The sequence below is a fragment of the Yersinia sp. 2542 StPb PI genome, assembly GCF_048593855.1.
Taxonomy (GTDB): domain Bacteria; phylum Pseudomonadota; class Gammaproteobacteria; order Enterobacterales; family Enterobacteriaceae; genus Yersinia; species Yersinia enterocolitica_E.
Genome location: NZ_JAZGQA010000009.1, coordinates 19,827 through 40,928, shown reverse-complemented (window position 1 = coordinate 40,928; position 21,102 = coordinate 19,827). Strand labels below are relative to the sequence as shown.

The window sequence follows — 21,102 nt, the reverse complement described above, 5'->3', positions numbered from 1 at the left end:
CCACACAACATCGTTTTTCTACAAAACAATCATGCACGTGGATGATGCTGTTGATGTAGCTGTTTCAAACGTTCCGTAGCTACATGAGTATAAATCTGGGTTGTCGACAAATCGCTGTGGCCCAGTAACATTTGTACCACACGCAGGTCAGCACCGTGATTCAGTAGGTGCGTGGCAAAAGCGTGCCGTAATACATGGGGTGAAAGCCGTTCACTATCAATACCTGCAAGGATCGCATAGTGTTTGATGCGATGCCAGAAAGTCTGTCGGGTCATTTGCTGGCTACGATTGCTGGGGAACAGCACATCTAGTGACTGGCCATTAATCAACCATGGACGCCCATGCTCCATGTAGTTTTCAATCCAGTACACCGCTTCTTCGCCCAATGGCACCAGCCGCTCTTTATTTCCTTTACCAATAACCCGCACCACACCCTGACGCAGGCTGACATCACTGATGGTCAACCCGACCAGCTCCGATACCCGCAAGCCCGTGGCATAAAGCACTTCCAGCATGGCTTTATCGCGCAATTCTAGCGGGATATCAACATTGGGTGAGTTGAGCAGCCTATCAACCTGTGCCTCACTTAAATCTTTAGGTAAGCGTTGCGGCAATTTAGGTGATGAGAGCAGAGCCGTCGGATCATCTTCACGCAGCTTTTCGCGGTATAAATATTGGAACAGACGACGCATCGCACTGAGTAAGCGTGCCGAACTGGTCGCTTTATAGCCGCCTTCAATGCGCTCAGCAAGAAAGGATTGCAAGTCCTGCGAACCTGCACGCAATAAATCACTGCCGTGATGTTCTAACCATCCGGTTAATGCATGTAAATCCAGACGATATGACGCCAGTGTATTCTCAGCCAGGTTTCTTTCCAGCCATAAGGCATCTAGAAACTGTTCAATCAGCGGGTTATTTTGCTGTTGCATTGTTGTTTCTCTCTTTGATTGAACTCAAGCGCCATTATGCCTGATGACGAGACAAATCTGGTACACTCGATGCTATTCCTTATTAGTAATGCTATGGCTATACATCATGAAGATTGGTCTCTTTTACGGCTCCAGCACCTGCTATACCGAAATGGTGGCAGAAAAAATACGCGATATTCTTGGCGAAGATTTGGTTGATTTGCACAACCTAAAGGATGCCAGTCCCCAGTTAATGGAAGCCTATTCCATCCTGATTTTAGGTATCCCTACCTGGGATTTCGGCGAATTACAGGAAGACTGGGAAGCCATCTGGCCACAGTTAACGCAGCTTAATCTGAAGGGAAAGATTGTCGCCATGTATGGCATGGGCGATCAATTCGGATATAGCGAATGGTTCCTGGATGCCCTTGGTATGCTGCACGATCATATCGCCCCATTGGGAGTGGAGTTTATCGGTTTTTGGCCGACGGAAGGGTTTGAATTTACTAGCCCAAAACCACTCAGCGCCGATGGTAAACACTTTGTTGGTTTAGCATTGGATGAGGTCAATCAATACGATTTGAGCGAAGAGCGCATCGAGCAATGGTGTGATCAAATTCTCTTAGAGATGGACGCGCTACTGTAGTCAGCCAAACGGGCACCTAATGTGCCCGCTTCTGTATCCCTTGCGTTACATCAATCCCATAAGCGAAACGCGTCGGTACTGCTGCCCTCTACTGCTAGCGGTTTATTCACCGTCTTATCGGTATTGGCTTCAGTCGATTTCTGCCCGGTCAATAGCTGTGGGTTAGCCACTTGATACCAGTCTAAACGCCGGGTTAACACCATCACTGCGGCCAGAATAATAAACAGCAGCCCTGCGCCGAGTAACAATGCATGGTCTTCCGATTGCAGCAAGCCAAACAAAACCCCGTACAACAGCAATAAACCACCAGCAAACAATCCGCCTCGCCGCCACCCGCCCAGCACCGCACTCAGGTAGATTGCGATCAACAAGCTGCAACTCAAACTGGCGATAGTATAAGCCAGCGTGAAGCCAAGATGTTCAGAGAACGCCAGCAACATTAGGTAGAACAGCACCAGAGCGGCCCCCACCAGCAGATATTGAATTGGATGCACACGCAGTGAGGTCAGGCTTTCAAACAGGAAGAAGCTGAAGAAAGTGAGGCCAATAAACAGAATGGCATACTTAATGGCTCGTTCGGTTAACTGGTAGTGATCGACCGGTTCAATCAAGCTGGTGCTAAAAGCGGGTAACTCATTGAAGTCGACATGTGGGTCATCACCCGCAAAGTTGATATTTATGTTGTTGGCCAGCCAGTTAGTGCTCCAATGGGCACGAAAGCCTTTTTCGTCCACCTTGCGCTGCAACGGTAAAAACTCGCCGACAAAATTAGGATGCGGCCAATTGCTTTGTAAGGTTAGCTCACTGCTACGCCCGATAGGGACTACCGACAGGCTATTGGTGCCAGTCAGCGTCAATGTAAAGCTAATATCAAATTTTTCCTGTTGAATCTGCGCCAATGAAAGCTCTGCATGAACACCTTGCGCAGTCCGCCCCAGGAAAGCACCGGGTTCGAAGTTAATTTTTTGGCTGCCCACCGTGAGTGGCGAAATTTGCTGTATACCCCGCGAATCGCTCAGCGCCACCACCAGTGACGGTTTGCCAATAGTGACGCCGTCATGTATCAAGTCGTCCAATGCCGTAGCGTCAAATTGTGCGTTGAAATTAAGCGCCCCCTGATAGACTTGCGCTTTATAAATACCCAATCGCCGCACATCAACATCCGGCGCACCGCTAACGGTCATGACCTCCGGCAGTATGTAGCGACTGCGATTAACCCACTCTCTCTTTTTCTTGCCATCAACTTCGCTTTCTACCCATTCGCTATAAGGCACCACAATTAGCGGGCCAAGGATCTTCTGCGATCGGCTGGTGCTGTCACTGACTTTATCGATAACACTTTGCCGATAACCACTGCGTTCAGAGATAACGTTCAGTAACATCTCTTTCGGGATCATCATCAATAGAATTAAGCCCAGCAATGTGGCTATTTTCCAAAACAGTACGGACTTGAACATGACTTGCGCTCCTTTTAAGGTCAGGAGAGCAGCTTAAGTCAGTGAAGTGAAAGCAGAATGAGGCTATGTGAAGTGAAGGTGAAGTCAGCCAATCACGCGGTATCCAGCGGCAGCGTTAAATAGGCACTCACCCCTTGTGGCAAGCGGTTTTCCAGCGAAATCTGCCCGCGATGAATAGCGACCACCTCGCGCACAAAATTCAGCCCCAACCCAGTACTTTTCGGGCTATCGGCCCTTGGTAATGAATAAAAACGGTCGAAAATTTTCTCTTGAGCGTAATCGGGAATACCGCTGCCATTATCTTCAACCGTTATCAGATACTCCCCCTCATGCCGCTCGCCACTGAGTATCACAGCCCCGCCTGAAGGTGTGAAATCCAGTGCATTATCAATCAGATTGGTCAGCGCCTGACTGAGTAATAACCCATCCCCGGTTAATATTGCGCTATCGGCGCTTTTCAGTTGCAGGTAAATACCTCGGCTGACAGCCTGTGCCTCTTTCGCACTGAAGGTTTGTTTGAGTATGTGACTGATATCCAATGGAGAAAACTGTAAATCAACCCGACTCTCGAGCCGTGCCTGCACCAACATTTTATCTACCAGTTGCCGGATGCGTGCACTTTGCTGCTCAATATTAACAATAAACCGCTGGGCAGTGGCTGGCGGGGGCGACTCACGTAGCAGTTCAGCTGCACCGGTAATGGCGGCTAATGGGCTTTTCAGCTCATGAGTCATGGTGTGAACATATTGTTCGATGTAGGCTTTGCCATCCAATTTAAGACGCATACTTTCCAGTGCGCGGGCCAAATCATTCAACTCGCTACTGCCGATCGCTGGCAGCGCCACAACCTGCCCCTCGGCCACCCGTTCAGCGTAATCTACTAATTTGCCGATAGCGCGGTTTATCCACCATACGAAGCCCAAGCCAATCAACAGAGCAATACCGAGCAAGACACCACCAGCCAACAAGATCTTACGCTCACTGCGTTTGATAACGGGCGCCATGGAAATATTGGGTTTACCCACACTGAGCACCCCGATGATTTTGTTTTCAGCAATGACCGGTGCCGCCACATACATTACCGAACTTTGTTCATCTGCGGGATTGGTACGGGTGCTGCGTGCGCCATATTCACCACGTAGCGTCAGCCAAACATCATTCCAGCGCGAATAATCTTGCCCTACCGCTTTACCCGATGAATCAAAAATCACCCGCCCGTCGGCATCCGTCAGATAAACGCGATATTCGTTACGATCCTTGCGAATACCTTCAATATTGGCACCTATTGGCCGCAAATTTAGCGAAGCAAACGCTTGTGCCAATTGACCACTGGCAACGTTATCCAGCAGCATATCTTGCCGGGCAAACTGTGCCAGTAGTGTGGCGGTATCCACTAATGTGCCTTCGGTGGCGCGCCGGACGCCAGGTTTCACCTCTTGTACGAAAATACGAATAACAAAATAACCGGCAATGGCCACTATCAGAAAGTAACCTAGCAGTAAGCGCACGCCGATTTTCATCGCTGACTCTTCATAGCTGACAACTCATCATCGGTAACTCAGACTATAGCCCAACCCACGATGAGTGCGGATTGGTGACTCCTCATCGTAAGCCATACGCAATTTTGAGCGCAGGGTTTTAATGTGGGTATCGACAGTACGGTCCTGACTCTCTTCTGCCTGTGCCCAAACGATATCCATCAGTTGCTGACGTGAAAATATGCGCTCTGGGGCCAGTAATAAGGTTTTCAGTAACAGATATTCATAGCGGGTGAGCCAGAGAGGCTGCTGATGATAGGTCACCCGCGCGCCGGCCTCATCCAGGGTGAAATCACCGAATTGATGCACCATAGCAGAGGTGGCCAGAATTTGTGATTTTTGTAAGCGCCGCAATACCGTGCGCACGCGGGCACTCACTTCACGGGGTGAGAAGGGCTTAGCAATATAATCATCGGCACCAATTTCCAGCCCGACTATGCGATCCAGCTCTTCACTACGGGCGGTAAGAAATACCACCGGCAGCGCGGGTTCGCGCGCCAATAGACGGCGGCACAGGTCAAAACCATTGATATCAGGTAAGCCAACATCCACTATCGCTAAAGCGGGCGGGCCATCCGCCAGTGCTGCCAGTGCCGGTTCCCCCCGGTCAAACCACCGGAGGGTAAAACCTTCGCTTTCTAAGGTATAAATCAGCGTATCAGCGATACTTGGTTCATCCTCTACCAGCCAGATTAAGGGTTTCATTGATTCATCCCCTCATCTGAGCCAAATGAATGCCGCAATAGCTGACATAATTGCCGCCACTCATCTTCTGACATACTGTCGGCGGCCAGCCACAACCGCTTACGGGCTGAACGGCTGCTCGACTGCTGTAGATTTAATAACACGCCATAACGGGTAATCCATGGCTGTTTGGCCACGATCCATTCGAGCCTTTTCCATAGTACCAGGTTGCCGGGTTTTAACCGGATCTCGCCTTGACAGGACGTAATATTTTTCTGGCTGCGGATACACTCAAACACCACCAGCGTCAGCAATACCAACCACAATGCGGTATACCCTTGAGGCCAAGGCGCAACCAAGGTGAGTATCACTAAAACACCATGAGACAATAAAGAGAAGAGTTGAGTGTGCCAGGATACCCGCAAATCACATCGCCACTGGGCCACGGGCTTTATTTCGTGTTTGAATCAGTTTGACCATCTGACGCAGCTCGCTATCCTGCGGCTCCCCGTGATTCATCAGCCAGTTGAATAAGTCTGGGTCATCGCACTCAAGTAAGCGAATAAATGCCTGCTTCTCGTTATTACTCAAGCCATCATACTCATGTTCAAAAAACGGCATGATAGAGATATCAAGTTCACGCATACCACGACGGCACGCCCAGTGAATACGGGCTTTATTATCGATTTCCATGTCCTGATTGACTCCTCAGTGAAGGATATTATCCGAACCCGGCCGCCAATAAGCGCCTGATTCGGTGCGTTGCTAGAGTAACAATTTGATACATCCAACGGGAAGATTATCACCGTTGAATTGTCATTTTAAGATGCTAAATGCTCAGCAAATGCTGTTTTTTCAAACACCTTTAACATGCTGTTGCAGAATCTGCGGTCATTGTACCTCAGATGTCGGTTAATTTAGATATTGGATAATAATGACCAATCCGTGGAATAACTGCTTGCAAAGCTACTCCGCTATTTTACCATTGGGACATAAGCTCACGGCACCGCCTTGGCAGGTGCTATTCATTGGCAGATACTTTTCATTTGCAGGTAAGCATGGCACATAACACTCCGTTCTCTGCACAACCACCGGTCGCCTCTTCCGGGCTGCCATTAACACTCATCTCGCTCGATGACTGGGCGCTCGTTACCTTAACTGGCGCTGACCGAGTGAAATATCTGCAAGGGCAAGTTACTGCGGATATCGATGCTCTGCCCACCGACCAGCATATCCTGTGCGCCCATTGTGATGCTAAAGGGAAAATGTGGAGCAACCTGCGGCTATTTTATCGTGGCGAGGGGCTGGCATTTATTGAGCGCCGCAGCCTGCTGGATAACCAGTTAAGCGAACTCAAGAAATATGCCGTGTTCTCTAAAGTGGCTATTGCTGCACAGCCTGATGCCGTTCTGTTAGGCATTGCAGGGGCAGAGGCTAAAACTGCGCTGGCTGAGGTTTTTGCCGAATTACCGAGTGCCGAGCATCCGGTGACCCAGCAAGGTAATAGCACACTGTTGCATTTCTCACTCCCCGCCGAGCGTTTTTTGCTGGTAACTGATGCCGCGCAAGCCCAGCAACTAGTAGAAACACTGGCCGACCGCGCGCAGTTTAACAACAGTAAACAGTGGCTGGCGCTGGATATTGAAGCAGGCTTGCCAATTATTGATACTGACAGCAGCGCGCAGTTTATTCCTCAAGCCACCAATATTCAGGCGTTGAATGGCATTAGCTTCAGTAAAGGTTGTTACACCGGGCAGGAGATGGTGGCCAGAGCCAAATACCGCGGAGCCAACAAACGCGCGCTGTACTGGTTAGCGGGTGCTGCCAGCCGTGTACCGGCAGCCGGTGAAGATTTAGAGTGGCAATTAGGTGAGAACTGGCGTCGTACTGGTTCCGTGTTAGCCGCGATTCAACTCAGTGATGGCACTGTGTGGGTGCAGGCGGTGTTGAACAACGATCTGGCGGCAGACAGTGTGCTACGGGTGCGCGATGATGTTGGCAGTGTGCTGACTATTCAGCCGCTGCCCTACTCACTGAGTGATGAGAAGTAGTCTTACTCGAACCAGAGGCCGGTTATCCGGCCTCAATTTATGCATGTGGCTAAAGCATCAAACGTACAAATAGATCGCCATAAAGTGGCAGACACTGCCACCCAACACAAAACCATGCCAGATAGCATGACCGAAGCGGATACGCTTAGAGGCGTAGAAAACCACCCCTAAAGTGTAAAGCAAGCCGCCAATAGTCAATAATGCCAACCCGCCAATTTCAAGTTTCACCGCCAACTGATAAATCACAATCAGTGATAACCAGCCCATCGTCAGGTAAGTCACGAGCGACAACACCTCAAATCGATGAGCAAAAGCCAGCTTAAATATCACACCGAACAGCGCCAGCCCCCAAATGACCGCCATTAACCCTCTGGCCAGTGGCGAATCCAATCCCACTAGCAGAAAGGGGGTATAAGTGCCGGCAATCAAAATATAAATGGCACAGTGGTCAAACTTCTGTAGCCAGAGCTTCGCCTTACGGTGTGGCACGGCGTGATACAGTGTTGATGCCAGAAAAAGCAAAATGATACTGCCGCCATACAAGCTATAGCTGGTTAGCGCTTTGGTATCAGCACCACTGTCTACTGCCTGCACCAAAAGCAACACCAGCCCGATAATTCCAAACACCACACCAATACCATGGCTAATGCTATTAGCTATCTCTTCTGCCCATGGATAGGCTGGGGTCGTTGTGGCCGGTGACAATATCGATGGGGCCGCAGAAGTAGGTGGAGTAACTGTAGCAGAGGGTGTAACTGATTTATTATTCAATACTTATTATCCTGAATATTAGCTGTTGTATACCCAAAGACATTGGCGTTGCAGTCAGGCTGCAAGGTAATCAATCCCGATGAGCGGCACAGTAGGTAGCCAATTGCGCAAATATACTGCACTCAGGTTAACTGAGAATGATTCCAGTGTACACGTGTAAGCTTAAATATTCTGTCAATACATGTAACTCACCATGTCTATTGCCAGATGAAGCAAAAAGAACAGAGTAATTGCAGATAATCAGGTAACGTATTACCGGTCTATCTTTATCTGATTTGAGGGTTGTTTGTTATGTCATTAACACTGCCAGTTCTGGATTTTGGCCCCCTGACCGAGACGGTCCAGTTTCTGATGGAAGTTGATAAGCTAAAAGATATACAGCGCCGCACCAAAGTGATTGCCAGCTTACGGCAGGAAAACTCCGCTGAGCACAGTTGGCATTTTGCGGTGGCAGCAATGAGTCTGGCCCCCTATGCAGGCCCGGATGTTGATATCAACCGCGTAATTCAAATGGCACTGCTGCACGATATTGTTGAAATCGATGCCGGTGATGTCATCGTTTATGATTTGGCCGCCAGAGCCGCCATTCATGAACAAGAAGTGGCCGCGGCTAAACGGTTATTCGGTATGCTCCCTCCCGCTTTAAACGCGCAATTTACCGCGCTGTGGGACGAATATGAAGCAGAAGAAACCGCCGATGCATGCTTTGCGACCGTGCTGGACCGCATTTTGCCAATGCTGATTAACCTGCATACCGAAGGGCAAAGCTGGATAGAAAATGGTATCCGTTTGCAACAAGTGCTGGATCGCAACCAACGAGTCGCTGAGCGCTATCCTCAGATCTGGCAATATTTACTGCCCCAGTTACAGGCTGCGCAGCAAAAGGGCTGGCTGAAATAATCATGTTGAAGTACATGCGGTTAGGCCAGCTATGTCAATCGACTGGCAAACCGCATCTGTTTTATTTTCCGCCCGCCAGGTCCAATACGCTGCCGGTGACATAAGAGGCACAGTCTGACAGCAACCAAACAATCGCCTCAGCAACTTCATGTGGGTGACCACCCCGCTTCATGGGTAACAAGCCTTGGATCCGGTCAACCCGCCCCGGTTCACCACCACTGGCATGGATATCGGTATAGATAACACCTGGCCGTACCCCGTTAACCCTAATCCCCTCAGCCGCCACCTCCAGCGACAAACCGATGGTCAGTGTATCAATAGCCCCTTTGGAGGCTGCATAATCCAAATATTCCCCCGGTGCACCAAGGCGTGACGCGGCAGAAGAAACATTAACAATTGCCCCACCATTGCCACCATGGCGCAGAGCCATGCGTTTAACCGCCTCGCGACTGCATAAGAAATACCCTGTCACATTGGTCGTTAGCACTCGGTTAATACGTTCGGCGGTCAAGCCTTCAATACTGGTTTGAGGGAACAGAATACCGGCATTATTCACTAATGCACTGATTGGCCCCAGTTGCGCCTCAAGTTGTTCAAACAGCGCCACAACCTGTGATTCATCAGCAATATCCGCCTGTAACGCAATCGCCAACCCTCCCGCAGCCGCTATCTCCGCCACCACCTGCCGCGCAGCTTGCTGGTCATTGATATAATTGACCGCCACCCGATAACCATGTTTTGCCAACAGCAATGCGGTCGCACGACCAATTCCCCGGCTGCCGCCCGTCACTAATGCAACTTTCTTATTCATATCCCGGTTCCCTATGCTGCGATAAAGAGTTCCCAAACTAGCATGCCAATACTGGCGAGATAATCAACATAGCAAAAGGGCCGCATACGCGACCCTCAGATTCATCCACAACTTATCTCTATTTTAAATTACTCATAATCAGCAATAGGGACACATGAGCAGAACAGATTACGGTCGCCGTACACATCATCCAAACGTTTCACCGCTGGCCAGTATTTGTTCTCCATCACACCTGCAACCGGGAACACAGCCAGTTCACGGCTGTAAGGGTGCTGCCAGTCCCCCACCAGCTCCGCCTGAGTATGAGGCGCATTCACCAGCGGGTTGTCTTCCAGCGGCCATTCGCCTTGGGCCACTTTGTCAATCTCGCTACGAATCGCTAACATCGCATCGATAAAGCGGTCCAGTTCCACTTTGCTTTCTGATTCTGTCGGCTCCACCATCAGTGTTCCGGCAACCGGGAACGACATGGTCGGCGCATGAAAACCGAAATCAATCAGGCGTTTAGCGATATCCATTTCACTGATACCGGTCGCCTCTTTTAGCGGACGAATATCCAGAATACACTCATGTGCCACACGGCCATCGTGACCAGTATACAACACCGGATAGGCGGCTTTGAGGCGGGTAGCGATGTAGTTGGCATTCAAAATAGCCACCTGACTGGCTTGCTTCAAGCCATCAGCGCCCATCATGCGGATATACATCCAACTGATAGGTAAAATTGATGCACTACCAAATGGCGCGGCTGAAACGGCACCTTGCTGAGTGGTCATACCGTCGATTTGCACCACACTGTGACCGGGTACAAAAGGTGCCAAATGGGCTTTGACGCCAATTGGCCCCATGCCTGGACCGCCACCGCCATGTGGGATACAGAAAGTTTTGTGCAAGTTAAGATGCGATACATCAGCCCCGATATAACCCGGCGTTGTGATGCCAACCTGCGCATTCATGTTCGCGCCATCCAGATAAACTTGCCCGCCAAACTGATGAACGATTTGGCAAACCTCACGGATGGTTTCTTCATACACGCCGTGGGTTGACGGGTAGGTCACCATAATGCAAGACAACTCATCACCCGCTTCTTCTGCCTTTTGGCGCAAGTCATGTAAATCGATATTGCCTTGCTTATCACAGGCCACCACCACCACCGACATACCGGCCATTTGTGCTGACGCGGGGTTAGTGCCGTGGGCTGAGCTTGGTATTAAGCAGATATGGCGACTCGCCTGATTGCGACTTTCGTGGTAACGGCGGATAGCCAGCAAACCGGCATACTCTCCCTGCGCACCTGAGTTTGGTTGCATACACACGGCGTCATAACCCGTCAGTTGCACCAACCATTGTGACAGTTGACCAATCATCTGCTGATAACCGGCCGCTTGCTCCGGCGGGCAGAATGGGTGTAACTCAGCGAATTCCGGCCAGGTAATCGGGATCATCTCGGCGGCAGCGTTCAACTTCATGGTACAAGATCCCAACGGGATCATCGCCTGATTCAGCGCCAAATCTTTGCGCTCTAAACGATGCATATAACGCATCATTTCGGTTTCGCTGTGATAACGATTGAATACCGGATGGGTCAGAATCGGCTCTTGGCGCAGCATCGTAGCCTGTATCGACTGGCTGCTCTGGCTGACTTTAGCATCAAGCTGGTCAATATCCAGGCCGTGGCTATCACCGGCTAACAGGGCAAAAAGGGTCTGAATATCTTCGCGGGAGGTGGTTTCATCCAGCGTGATACCCACAGCGCCATGAATGTCAGTGCGCAGGTTAATACCAAAACTCAATGCACGAGCCAATACCGTAGCTTTGTCTTTGACTTCAACTGTCAGGGTATCGAACCAGTGCTGGAAACGGAGACTCAGGCCTGCTTGTTGCAAACCCGCAGCCAAAATATCGGTCATCCGGTGAATACGGCCAGCGATACGCTGCAAGCCCTGCGGGCCATGATAAACCGCATACAGGCTGGCAATATTGGCCAGTAGCACCTGTGAGGTACAAATGTTGGAGTTAGCTTTCTCGCGGCGAATATGTTGCTCACGGGTCTGCATCGCCATACGCAACGCAGTATTACCGGCAGCGTCGCGTGATACCCCAATAATGCGGCCCGGCATCGAGCGTTTAAATTCGTCACGGCAGGCAAAGAATGCAGCATGTGGGCCGCCATATCCCATCGGCACACCAAAGCGCTGGGCGGAGCCAAATACCACATCGGCACCTTGTTTACCCGGCGCAGTCAACAGCACCAGCGCCATAATATCGGCAGCCACGCTGGTAATGATTTTACGTTTTTTCAGTTCAGACAGCAGCGCGCTGTAGTCATGCAGTTCACCGGTGGTGCCTACTTGTTGCAGCAACACACCAAAAACACCATCCAGCTCCAGCACTTTTTCAGCACGGTCGACAATCACTTCAAAACCAAAAGTTTCCGCGCGAGTTCGCACCACATCCAGCGTTTGTGGATGAACATCATCAGCCACAAAGAAGCGATTAGCGTCCTTCAGCTTACTGGCTCGCTTGGCTAATGCCATCGATTCTGCCGCAGCAGTAGCCTCATCCAGCAAAGAGGCAGAAGCCAGATCTAAACCCGTCAGGTCTTGTGTCAATTGCTGGAAATTCAACAGCGCTTCAAGGCGGCCCTGAGAAACTTCTGGTTGATAAGGTGTGTAGGCGGTGTACCAGCCTGGGTTCTCCAGCATATTACGCAGGATAACCGGCGGGGTCAGTACCGGGCTGTAGCCCATGCCGATGTAGGATTTATAGCGCTGATTCTGGCTGGCAATCCCTTTAAGTTCCGCCAGCGCCTGGTGTTCAGTGGCAGCATCACCCACTTGTGGTGGGCTTGGCAATTGGATATCTGCCGGAACAATCTGCTGGATCAATGTACTTAACGAGTTGGCACCAATGGCGGCCAACATCTGTTGCTGTTGTTCAGCAGAGGAGCCGATATGGCGCTGAATAAAAGCATCGTTATGTTCAAGCTGGCTGAGATTCTGAGTCATTTGCTACACATTCCTGAATAGGGCATGGGACGGGAGATATTTGAGATTAACCGCGCCTTGGAGAGGTTTTAGAAATACTCACAAAGCCGAACTAAGGGGAAACACGTCGTTCGGGTCGTAGTGGCGTAAGCCACCGGAGCGCCCGTAGACGTGGTCAACCCTTAGCTCATTGCACTTCACTCACCTCAGGCTTTTTTTCATTTATTCTTCAATGGTCGCCAGATAAGCCTCGGCATCTAACAAGCCTGCCAGCTCACCTTCATCAGAGGCTTTGATGCTGAACAGCCAACCATCGGTATAAGGTGCGCTGTTGACCAGCTCTGGTGAGCTTTCCAGCTCAGTATTAACCGCAACAATTTCGCCGCTGATCGGGGCATAAATGTCGGAAGCCGCTTTAACTGATTCGGCAACAGCACAGTCACTGCCAGCTGAAACTTCACTGCCCACTTCAGGCAAATCAACAAACACCATGTCGCCCAGTAGCTCTTGCGCATGCTCAGTGATACCGATGCTATAGATGCCATCGCCATCGGCACGAACCCACTCATGAGATGACGCATATTTTAACTCTGCTGGTACATTGCTCATTGCTGCTCCTTAAAAAGAGATAGAGCCAAAAATTGAGGCTCTTATAATTCGGAAGACTTACAGCGCGACCGGCTTACCCGCCCGCACAAAACCGGGTTTTGTGACCCGCACTGGCATTTCACGGTTGCGGATTTGAACCACCGCACTCTCACCAATTCCCGCAGGCACACGGGCCAGCGCAATGCTGAACCCCAATGTAGGCGAGAATGAACCACTGGTTATCACACCGACATGTGAGTTACCCAGCGCATCAGAAAAATGCACCGGCAACTCATTACGTAATACGCCTTTTTCGGTCATGATCAAGCCGACCAGTTGCTCAGTGCCGTCCGCACGTTGCTTTTCCAGTGCTTCGCGGCCGATAAACTGGCGGTCTTCTGGCAACCAGGCTATCGTCCAGCCCATATTGGCGGCTAACGGAGAAACACCTTCATCCATTTCCTGGCCGTAAAGGTTCATACCCGCTTCCAGACGCAAAGTATCACGCGCACCAAGACCCGCAGGCTTCACCCCAGCGGCGAGCAGTTGCTGCCAAAATTCAACAACTTGCTCTTTTGGTAGTGCGATTTCATACCCTGATTCACCGGTATAACCGGTAGTCGCGATAAAGAAATCACCCGTTTGAATACCAAAGAATGGTTTCATGCCCGCGATCGCCTGCTGCTGCTCAGGAGTCAGTAAAGTAGCCACTTTCTGTTGAGCCGTTGGGCCTTGTACCGCCACCAGGGCAAGATCGTCACGCACCGTCACTTCAACCTGGTAAGGTTCAGCATGCTGGATTATCCAGGCCAGATCTTTGTCACGGGTAGCGGAGTTAACCACTAAGCGGAAATAGTCTTCTTGCAGGAAATAGACAATCAAGTCATCGATAACACCGCCGGACGCATTTAGCATCCCGGTGTAAAGGGCTTTGCCCGGTTGGGTTAGTTTGGCAACGTCGTTGGCTAACAGGTAACGCAGGAACTCACGGGTACGGGCACCGTGCAGATCAACGATAGTCATATGAGAGACATCGAACATACCGGCATCTTGACGCACGATATGGTGCTCGTCGATTTGGGAACCATAATGCAATGGCATCATCCAGCCATGAAAATCTACCATGCGCGCACCGCACGCTACGTGCTGATCATACAGCGGGGTCTGCTTAGACATCTACTCTCCCTCAAACAGTTTCATGCCATGAGTGTCTGGTACTCTGACTTACCATAAACAGGCATATACCCTAGATAATTCGGGTTGCAGGAAGGCGGCAACTAAGTGAATCCCCAGGAGCTTACATCAGTAAGTGACTGGGGTGAACGAAGGCAGCCAACACACATGCAACGTGAAGTATGACGGGTCTACGCAAACGATACCTTTTGCCCAACGTTATCACCGAACTCATCAGGTAACCATAAGCTAAAATAGGCAATAGCACGCCCTAAGAGGACAAAAGGCAGGAGTATTGTGCAGAGTTTTCCACTGAAAAAATGCGCACAGAGGCACATTATTAACAATTAATCAGTAAAAATTGCGATGTTATATAACCAAATAACCAAAACCCTGTCAGTTTCAACTTTTCAGGTTTTGGTTATCAGTGAGAAAAACTAATGCGAAAATAGGGCTGAAATTAGATTATTTCAACTGAGGGGGGTTTAGTGACTCACAAAACTACTCATCTAGCCAATCGGGTAAATCATGTAATCCCATGGCCTGCCGCACTAACGGTGGTTTTACCCCCGGCAAGTTATCAGCCAGCGTTAAGCCAATATCACGCAGGAGCTTTTTGGCAGGGTTACTGCCCGCAAACAGGGAGCGGAAACCCTGCATACTGGCAAGCATCACCGCAGCACTGTGCTTGCGGCGACGTTCATAACGCCGCAGATAGAGATGCTGACCGATATCTTTGCCTTGGCGCTGTAAACGGCGCAGCTCAGAGACTAACTCAGCGGCATCCATAAAGCCCAGATTGACGCCCTGCCCGGCCAACGGATGCACAGTATGGGCAGCATCCCCCACCAGCGCCAACCGGTGTGCCGCGAAGCTACGTGCATAGCGCCCCATCAGCGGGAAGGTCTGGCGCTCACTCTCAAGCTGGCATTGCCCCAAACGCATATCAAACGCCATGCCCAGTTCGCGGTTGAATTGCTCGGCGGGTAGCGCAGCTAACTCGGCAGCACGCTCAGGAGGAAGTGACCAGACTATCGAACTCAAGTGTGGGGAGCTAAACGGCAGGAAAGCCAGAATACCATCACCATGAAATACCTGATGCGCCGTTGCCTGATGTGCTTCTTCCGTGCGAATGGTCGCTACCAGCGCATGGTGGGCATAGTCCCAAAAAGTCAGCGGGATATCCGCATGCTGGCGCAACCATGAGTTAGCGCCATCGGCCCCAACCACCAGCCGCGCACTGAGCATACGGTCATCAGTTAGCGTGATAAAAGCTTCGCTTTCACCCCATGCCACCTGTTTGAGGCTGGCCGGTGCCAACAGCGTAATCTCAGCTAATTGGCTGGCACGTTGCCATAGCGCCTGCTGAATCACCCGGTTCTCAATGATATGACCGAGATGGCTGAAGCCATATTCATCAGCATGAAACGCTATTTTGCCAAAACTGTCTTGGTCCCACACTTCCATGCCGCTATAAGGGCTGGCCCGTAGCGCCAAAATGCTGTCCCATACCCCTATTTTTTTCAATAAGCGCTCACTGGCAGCATTGATCGCCGAGACACGTAGCGCCAACTCATCAGTCAACGGTGCAGTGAGAGGTTCTGGTGCGGGCTGATGCTCCAGAATAGCGATGCGCAAGCCACTGCCCTGTAAGCCACAGGCCAGCGCCAGACCGACCATTCCGCCACCGGCGATTACCACGTCATATGATTGCATACCGAGATATATCCCATGAAAATATGAACTTTATTTACCCTATAAATTTCTCGATGCAGGAAGGCGGCAAGCGAGATACAAATCGGTCGGGAATCGATTTGAACAGCATTTATGCTAACCCGTAGGGTGAGCCTCAAGGATGGGACTCATTAATTCCGATGAGCTTACATCAGTCGCAGCCCACACACCTGCAACGTGAAAGATGACGGGTAAAATTAACGCTCTACCCATCCCAATGTCTGCCGGGCGAAAGTATCACGTATTGCAGGCATCAGTTCCATTGACATCAGAGCAAGGTTACGCCCAACCACCAGTGGCCCATAGCGATTGGCAAACAGACGAATTAAACCATCAGTGACACCAATAGTCGCCTGTTGATCCCCTTGCCGCCGCTGCTGATATTGGCTGAGCACCGCATACTCACCGGGGTCTCCCCCCGCCTGCGCGATAGTTTCAGCCAGCGACATCACATCACGCAGCCCTAGATTGAAACCCTGCCCGGCAATGGGATGCAGTGTTTGCGCCGCATTACCCACTAACGCCAGACGGTGACTGATATGGCGCGAAGCCGTCAATAATTGCAGCGGGTAGCTGTAGCGCTTACCCGCATGGAGAATTTTACCCAACCGCCAACCAAAAGCTTGCTGCAATTGCGCCACAAAACGGGCGTCATCCCAACTATCGACCTGCTGCTTTTCGTGTTTAGCGTGACACCAGACCAACGAGCTACGCCCTTCAGACATCGGTAATAATGCCAACGGCCCATTGCGGGTAAAACGCTCAAAAGCCCGACCTGCCGGTAGTTCGGAAGTCGTAATATTGGCAATCACGGCGATCTGTTGATAGTCCTGCTGCTGCCACTGAATATTACAAGCCCGCGCCAGTGCCGAATGAGATCCGTCGGCTGCCACTAGCAGCTTTGCACTCAGTTGTTGGCCGTTATCCAGCGTCACACCAGCTGATGCAACTGTACGGACCACATCCACCACTTTAGCCGGGCAATGCAGCGTCACTCCCGGCGCTTTCTGCAATAAGGCAAACAGCCTTTTACCGGCATCATGTAGCTCAATAACATTACCCAGTGCCGCAACACCATAATCAGCGGCGCGTAAGTTAACAAAGCCCGAATGACCGCTATCACTAACATGAACATGTTCAATGGCGGTGGCACAATCAACCAGATGCGCCCAGATACCAATGCGCTCCAGTTGTTGGCAGGTGCCTTGTGCCAAGGCAATTGCTCTGGCATCAAACCCCGGGTGCTGCTTGCTATCGGGAAGTTGTGCCTCAACCAAAGCAACCGGCACCCGCCCTTTGGTGAGGGATGAAATAGCCAGCGCCAGAGTTGCTCCGGCCATACCACCACCAACAATGATTACGCTCATCAGTTATCTCGCTGCCGCCATCAGGGCTTCAATGGCATCGGGATCTTTCACCACACTGGCGGTCAGATTTTCATTGCCGTCAGCGGTAATCACAATGTCATCTTCGATACGAATACCAATACCACGGTATTCTGGCGGTACATCAGCATCTGGGGCGATATAGAGACCCGGTTCAATGGTCAACACCATTCCCGGTTCCAAAATGCGGCCACGGTCACTATTGGTATAATCACCGACATCATGCACATCCAACCCTAACCAGTGGCTCAAACCATGCATAAAGAAGGGGCGATGCGCTTTTTCAGCGATCAATTGCTCGATATCACCTGTTAGAATGCCCAAACCAACCAGACCCGTAATCATAATGCGCGCCACCTGCTCGGTGACTTCGCGGATACTGGTACCCGGGCGGAACAATTCTAATGATTGATTAATCGAGGCCAGAACGATGTCATAAATCTCGCGTTGCGCTGGCGTGAATTTGCCGTTAACCGGGAAGGTGCGGGTGATGTCACCGGCATAGCCACGGTATTCACAACCTGCATCAATCAGCACTAGCTCACCATCCCGCAATTCACTCTCATTTTCGGTGTAATGCAGAATGCAGCCATTCTCACCACCGCCAACGATAGTGTTATATGCCGGGTAACGCGCGCCATGGCGGGTGAACTCATGCAGAATCTCCCCTTCCAACTGATACTCAAACATACCTGGGCGACATTTTTCCATCGCGCGAGTATGGGCTAGCGCACTGATTTCACCGGCGCGGCGCATCACAGCAATTTCTTCAGCTGACTTAAACAGGCGCATTTCATGCAACCATGGACGCCAGTCAGTTAGCGTGGCCGGTGCACGTAAATTTTTACGAAAACCGTTACGTAACCTTTCCAGCGCGGCAAAAACAATTTTATCTGCATAAGCATATTGCCCCTGCGCGTGATAAATCACATCAAGGCGATTGAGCAACAAATAGAGCTGTTCGTCGATTTCATCGAAGGGTAATGCGCGGTCAACACCTAACTTGAGGGGGGCCGCATCTTGCCCTAAACGGCGGCCAAACCAGATCTCGGCGGTTAAATCCCGCACCCGGTTAAACAACACGCTATGGTTATGGGTCTCATCGCTTTTTACCAGAATCAACACCGCCTCCGGTTCATTGAACCCCGTCAGGTAGCTAAAATCGCTATTCTGACGATAAGGGTATTCGGAATCCGCACTGCGCGTAGCCTCTGGTGCGGCGAAAAACAGTGCTGCACTGCCCGGGGCCATCTTCGCCAACAGCGCCTGACGGCGGTTCTGGTATTCTTGCTGAGTCATCACACCCTCCTGGAACGTCCGATTTAATCGACTTAATTCAACATATTACACCATATCATTTAATGTAGTGTTGGCTTACGCATCTCTGGTGCAGTCGGCTTCTGTTGAGTAAATTCGATATGGCACAAAATAGCGGCCACACGCACATACTCAATAACTTCTTCTAATGATTGAGCCAGCTCTTCTTGATCTTCATCTTCGTCATAGCCTAATTGGGCAATATTACGTAAATCATCAATGGCTTCACCCACTTCATCTTTCACCTGCGCCAGTTTCGGTTGCAACATACCCAAACCTAACAGGAAATGGTTGACCCAACCTGATAATGCGTCAGCACGGTCAAAAACCGAGATATCGTCCCCTTCAGGGATAAGCAACTGGAACATAAAACCTTCGTTCTCCAGCGCTTCTTGTGTTGCTTCATGTAACTGTTGTAACGGCAATCCCAACGCTTGTGAAAAGGCAACGCCGTCATTGGTCAGGTCATGTACCAGCGTGCGCCAGCCATTGTCTTTACTGCCACCACAGAGCATGCCGCTGATCAGGCCATGCATTTCTGCGGGGGTTAATGCTACCGCTTGCTGGCTTAACGCCAAGGCAAGTGATTGGTAAGTTGGTAATGTATTCTCTATAGACATGCGTATTGGTCATCGTTGGCAGGATAAGTTCGTGTTATGCTACCACCAAGAAAGGTCGCTATACCAGAAAACGCAACGCGCCAGACCCTAATACCCAGCGGGTATTAGTGGTTGAATCTTGGTATCGAGATATATATAGTGACGCCCGCTTTGCAACTACGAGCATTTTGCCTCTGGTTTACAAGGTTGGCGCGAAAATTAGTCAGGAAGGTGGCATGTCTGCACAACCGGTAGATATTCAAATTTTTGGTCGCTCGTTAAGAGTCAATTGTCCGCCAGAACAACAAGACGCGTTGAACATGGCAGCAGAAGATCTTAACCAACGGTTGCAAGATCTCAAAGTTCGCACTAGAGTCACAAATACTGAGCAGTTAGTTTTTATCGCAGCATTGAACGTCTGTCACGAATTAGCTCAGGAAAGGTTGAAAACCCGTGACTATGCATCCAATATGGAGCAACGTATTCGGATGTTACAACAGACCATTGAACAGGCGTTGCTTGAACAAGGTCGCATCTCTGAACGTCAGGATGCACAGTTTGAATAAATCTCTGTTGAATGATAGATTCAGCAGTGAGTAAAAAATTTCTCTGAGGTGTTTGCCAGCGGGCCAGTCCCCTGAGCCGATATTTAATACCAACAGAATGTAGTGACTCCGTAACTGGTGCGCATGCTCGGTCCGCCGAGAAGCCTTAAGGTTGCGACGCTGCGTTCACCTTGAACCATGGGTTCAAGGGTTACAGCCTGCGGCGGCATCTCGGAGATCCCCCCTTTATCGGGTAACCAGCATTTGGGGTTATCACGTTCGTTTTACATTGGCTGTCTACTGGCATCAGCAATATATCTTGCGAATCAATAAAATGTCTTTTTAGTCAAAAAATTATCCTTTAAATCAACAACATATTTTTGAATAAATAATATGCCTTTGACTGCGCAATATGCCCTTGAGCGACAAAAAATTCGTAGTGAGATCCGTGAACGTCGGCGACTGTTGACTGCGGAACAACAGCATCAGTCAGCGCATCTGGCAGCAAAGCATATCGCTGAGCATGACAGAATCCGTCAGGCTAACACCATCGCCGTGTTCCTCTCCTTCGATGGTGAACTCAATACCCGCCCCATTATTGAGCTGCTATGGCAGCAACAAAAACAGGTTTATCTGCCGGTTTTGCACCCTTTCAGCCCCGGTAATTTATTATTTCTGCGTTATCGCCCTGATAGCACGCTTATCCGTAATCGCCTGAAAATCCTTGAACCACAATTAGATGTGCGAGAAGTTCTGCCACTAAACCAATTGGATATGGTGATAACCCCGTTAGTGGCGTTTGATAGCCTCGGGCAACGTTTAGGTATGGGTGGTGGCTTTTATGACCGTACGCTGCAACACTGGCAGCAAGGACGCCCTTATCCTATTGGCCTGGCCCATGATTGCCAATGGGTAGAGCACTTGCCCTGTGAGCTTTGGGATGTGCCATTGCCAGAGATAGTGACACCAACAAAAGTGTGGCAGTGGTAAGAGATAATCCTGCAAAAT

The 21,102-nt window shown here is 50.4% G+C and carries 20 protein-coding genes and 1 other RNA gene; 6 read left to right on the top strand and 15 right to left on the bottom strand.

Annotated features, from left to right (window positions below; all coding sequences use genetic code 11):
* Positions 1-29: 29 nt before the first annotated feature.
* The gene (xerD, locus tag V1952_RS02695) at positions 30-929 is read right to left on the bottom strand and encodes a site-specific tyrosine recombinase XerD (RefSeq protein WP_005185989.1); all 900 of its coding nucleotides are present in this window, start codon (positions 927-929) and stop codon (positions 30-32) included.
* Between the two features lie 106 nt (positions 930-1,035).
* Here xerD and fldB point away from each other — a divergent pair, with 106 nt between their 5' ends.
* Entirely contained in the window at positions 1,036-1,554 is a 519-nt protein-coding gene (gene fldB / locus V1952_RS02690; RefSeq protein ID WP_083162765.1) for a flavodoxin FldB, read from the top strand.
* A 50-nt stretch (positions 1,555-1,604) separates the two neighbouring features.
* Here the strand turns inward: fldB and creD are convergent, their stop codons facing one another.
* The 5 genes from creD to sdhE all read right to left on the bottom strand — a co-directional run bounded on the left by creD (position 1,605) and on the right by sdhE (position 5,926).
* On the bottom strand, positions 1,605-3,011 hold the full coding sequence (gene creD, locus V1952_RS02685; protein ID WP_420074279.1) for a cell envelope integrity protein CreD: 1,407 nt from the start codon (positions 3,009-3,011) through the stop codon (positions 1,605-1,607).
* A 92-nt stretch (positions 3,012-3,103) separates the two neighbouring features.
* A complete protein-coding gene (gene creC, locus V1952_RS02680) occupies positions 3,104-4,531 on the bottom strand; it encodes a two-component system sensor histidine kinase CreC (RefSeq protein ID WP_420074278.1) in 1,428 nt (475 codons plus the stop codon).
* Between the two features lie 27 nt (positions 4,532-4,558).
* Positions 4,559-5,254 (bottom strand): two-component system response regulator CreB, encoded by a 696-nt coding sequence (gene creB, locus V1952_RS02675; protein ID WP_420074277.1) that lies wholly within the window; start codon positions 5,252-5,254, stop codon positions 4,559-4,561.
* The gene (locus V1952_RS02670; protein WP_083162757.1) at positions 5,251-5,679 is read right to left on the bottom strand and encodes a protein YgfX; all 429 of its coding nucleotides are present in this window, start codon (positions 5,677-5,679) and stop codon (positions 5,251-5,253) included. Before V1952_RS02670 ends, creB begins: the two co-directional genes overlap by 4 nt.
* The gene (gene sdhE, locus V1952_RS02665; protein WP_083162755.1) at positions 5,660-5,926 is read right to left on the bottom strand and encodes an FAD assembly factor SdhE; all 267 of its coding nucleotides are present in this window, start codon (positions 5,924-5,926) and stop codon (positions 5,660-5,662) included. Before sdhE ends, V1952_RS02670 begins: the two co-directional genes overlap by 20 nt.
* 365 nt (positions 5,927-6,291) lie before the next feature.
* Here sdhE and ygfZ point away from each other — a divergent pair, with 365 nt between their 5' ends.
* Positions 6,292-7,284, top strand: a complete 993-nt coding sequence (ygfZ, locus tag V1952_RS02660; protein ID WP_372560656.1) for a tRNA-modifying protein YgfZ — start codon at positions 6,292-6,294, stop codon at positions 7,282-7,284.
* Positions 7,285-7,341: 57 nt separating this feature from the next.
* Here ygfZ and trhA read toward each other — a convergent pair whose 3' ends face one another.
* A complete protein-coding gene (trhA, locus tag V1952_RS02655) occupies positions 7,342-8,055 on the bottom strand; it encodes a PAQR family membrane homeostasis protein TrhA (RefSeq protein ID WP_372569589.1) in 714 nt (237 codons plus the stop codon).
* A 291-nt stretch (positions 8,056-8,346) separates the two neighbouring features.
* On the opposite strand from trhA, the gene V1952_RS02650 reads away from it, so the two are divergent.
* Positions 8,347-8,955: an HD domain-containing protein gene (locus V1952_RS02650; protein WP_083162753.1), complete on the top strand. Its 609-nt coding sequence runs from the start codon at positions 8,347-8,349 to the stop codon at positions 8,953-8,955.
* A gap of 61 nt (positions 8,956-9,016) precedes the next feature.
* Here V1952_RS02650 and V1952_RS02645 read toward each other — a convergent pair whose 3' ends face one another.
* The 8 genes from V1952_RS02645 to V1952_RS02610 form a co-directional block, all read right to left on the bottom strand.
* Positions 9,017-9,766, bottom strand: a complete 750-nt coding sequence (locus V1952_RS02645; protein WP_372560654.1) for an SDR family oxidoreductase — start codon at positions 9,764-9,766, stop codon at positions 9,017-9,019.
* A gap of 128 nt (positions 9,767-9,894) precedes the next feature.
* Positions 9,895-12,774: an aminomethyl-transferring glycine dehydrogenase gene (gcvP, locus tag V1952_RS02640; protein ID WP_372560653.1), complete on the bottom strand. Its 2,880-nt coding sequence runs from the start codon at positions 12,772-12,774 to the stop codon at positions 9,895-9,897.
* 201 nt (positions 12,775-12,975) lie between these two features.
* Positions 12,976-13,362 (bottom strand): glycine cleavage system protein GcvH, encoded by a 387-nt coding sequence (gene gcvH, locus V1952_RS02635; RefSeq protein ID WP_005193111.1) that lies wholly within the window; start codon positions 13,360-13,362, stop codon positions 12,976-12,978.
* Between the two features lie 57 nt (positions 13,363-13,419).
* Positions 13,420-14,517 (bottom strand): glycine cleavage system aminomethyltransferase GcvT, encoded by a 1,098-nt coding sequence (gene gcvT, locus V1952_RS02630; RefSeq protein WP_372560652.1) that lies wholly within the window; start codon positions 14,515-14,517, stop codon positions 13,420-13,422.
* A gap of 498 nt (positions 14,518-15,015) precedes the next feature.
* Positions 15,016-16,230, bottom strand: a complete 1,215-nt coding sequence (gene ubiI, locus V1952_RS02625) for an FAD-dependent 2-octaprenylphenol hydroxylase (RefSeq protein WP_420074276.1) — start codon at positions 16,228-16,230, stop codon at positions 15,016-15,018.
* Between the two features lie 215 nt (positions 16,231-16,445).
* The gene (ubiH, locus tag V1952_RS02620) at positions 16,446-17,615 is read right to left on the bottom strand and encodes a 2-octaprenyl-6-methoxyphenyl hydroxylase (protein WP_420074275.1); all 1,170 of its coding nucleotides are present in this window, start codon (positions 17,613-17,615) and stop codon (positions 16,446-16,448) included.
* Positions 17,616-17,618: 3 nt separating this feature from the next.
* Entirely contained in the window at positions 17,619-18,932 is a 1,314-nt protein-coding gene (gene pepP, locus V1952_RS02615; RefSeq protein ID WP_420070944.1) for a Xaa-Pro aminopeptidase, read from the bottom strand.
* A 59-nt stretch (positions 18,933-18,991) separates the two neighbouring features.
* Complete coding sequence (locus V1952_RS02610; RefSeq protein ID WP_372560648.1) at positions 18,992-19,570, bottom strand: YecA family protein; 579 nt, start codon at positions 19,568-19,570, stop codon at positions 18,992-18,994.
* 215 nt (positions 19,571-19,785) lie between these two features.
* Here V1952_RS02610 and zapA point away from each other — a divergent pair, with 215 nt between their 5' ends.
* The 3 genes from zapA (at position 19,786) to V1952_RS02595 (ending at position 21,084) form a co-directional block, all read left to right on the top strand.
* Positions 19,786-20,115, top strand: coding sequence for a cell division protein ZapA (gene zapA / locus V1952_RS02605; RefSeq protein ID WP_004706812.1), 330 nt, complete (start codon positions 19,786-19,788; stop codon positions 20,113-20,115).
* 37 nt (positions 20,116-20,152) lie between these two features.
* Positions 20,153-20,336, top strand: a non-coding RNA gene (gene ssrS, locus V1952_RS02600) — 6S RNA.
* A 151-nt stretch (positions 20,337-20,487) separates the two neighbouring features.
* Positions 20,488-21,084: a 5-formyltetrahydrofolate cyclo-ligase gene (locus V1952_RS02595; protein WP_372560647.1), complete on the top strand. Its 597-nt coding sequence runs from the start codon at positions 20,488-20,490 to the stop codon at positions 21,082-21,084.
* Positions 21,085-21,102: the final 18 nt, after the last annotated feature.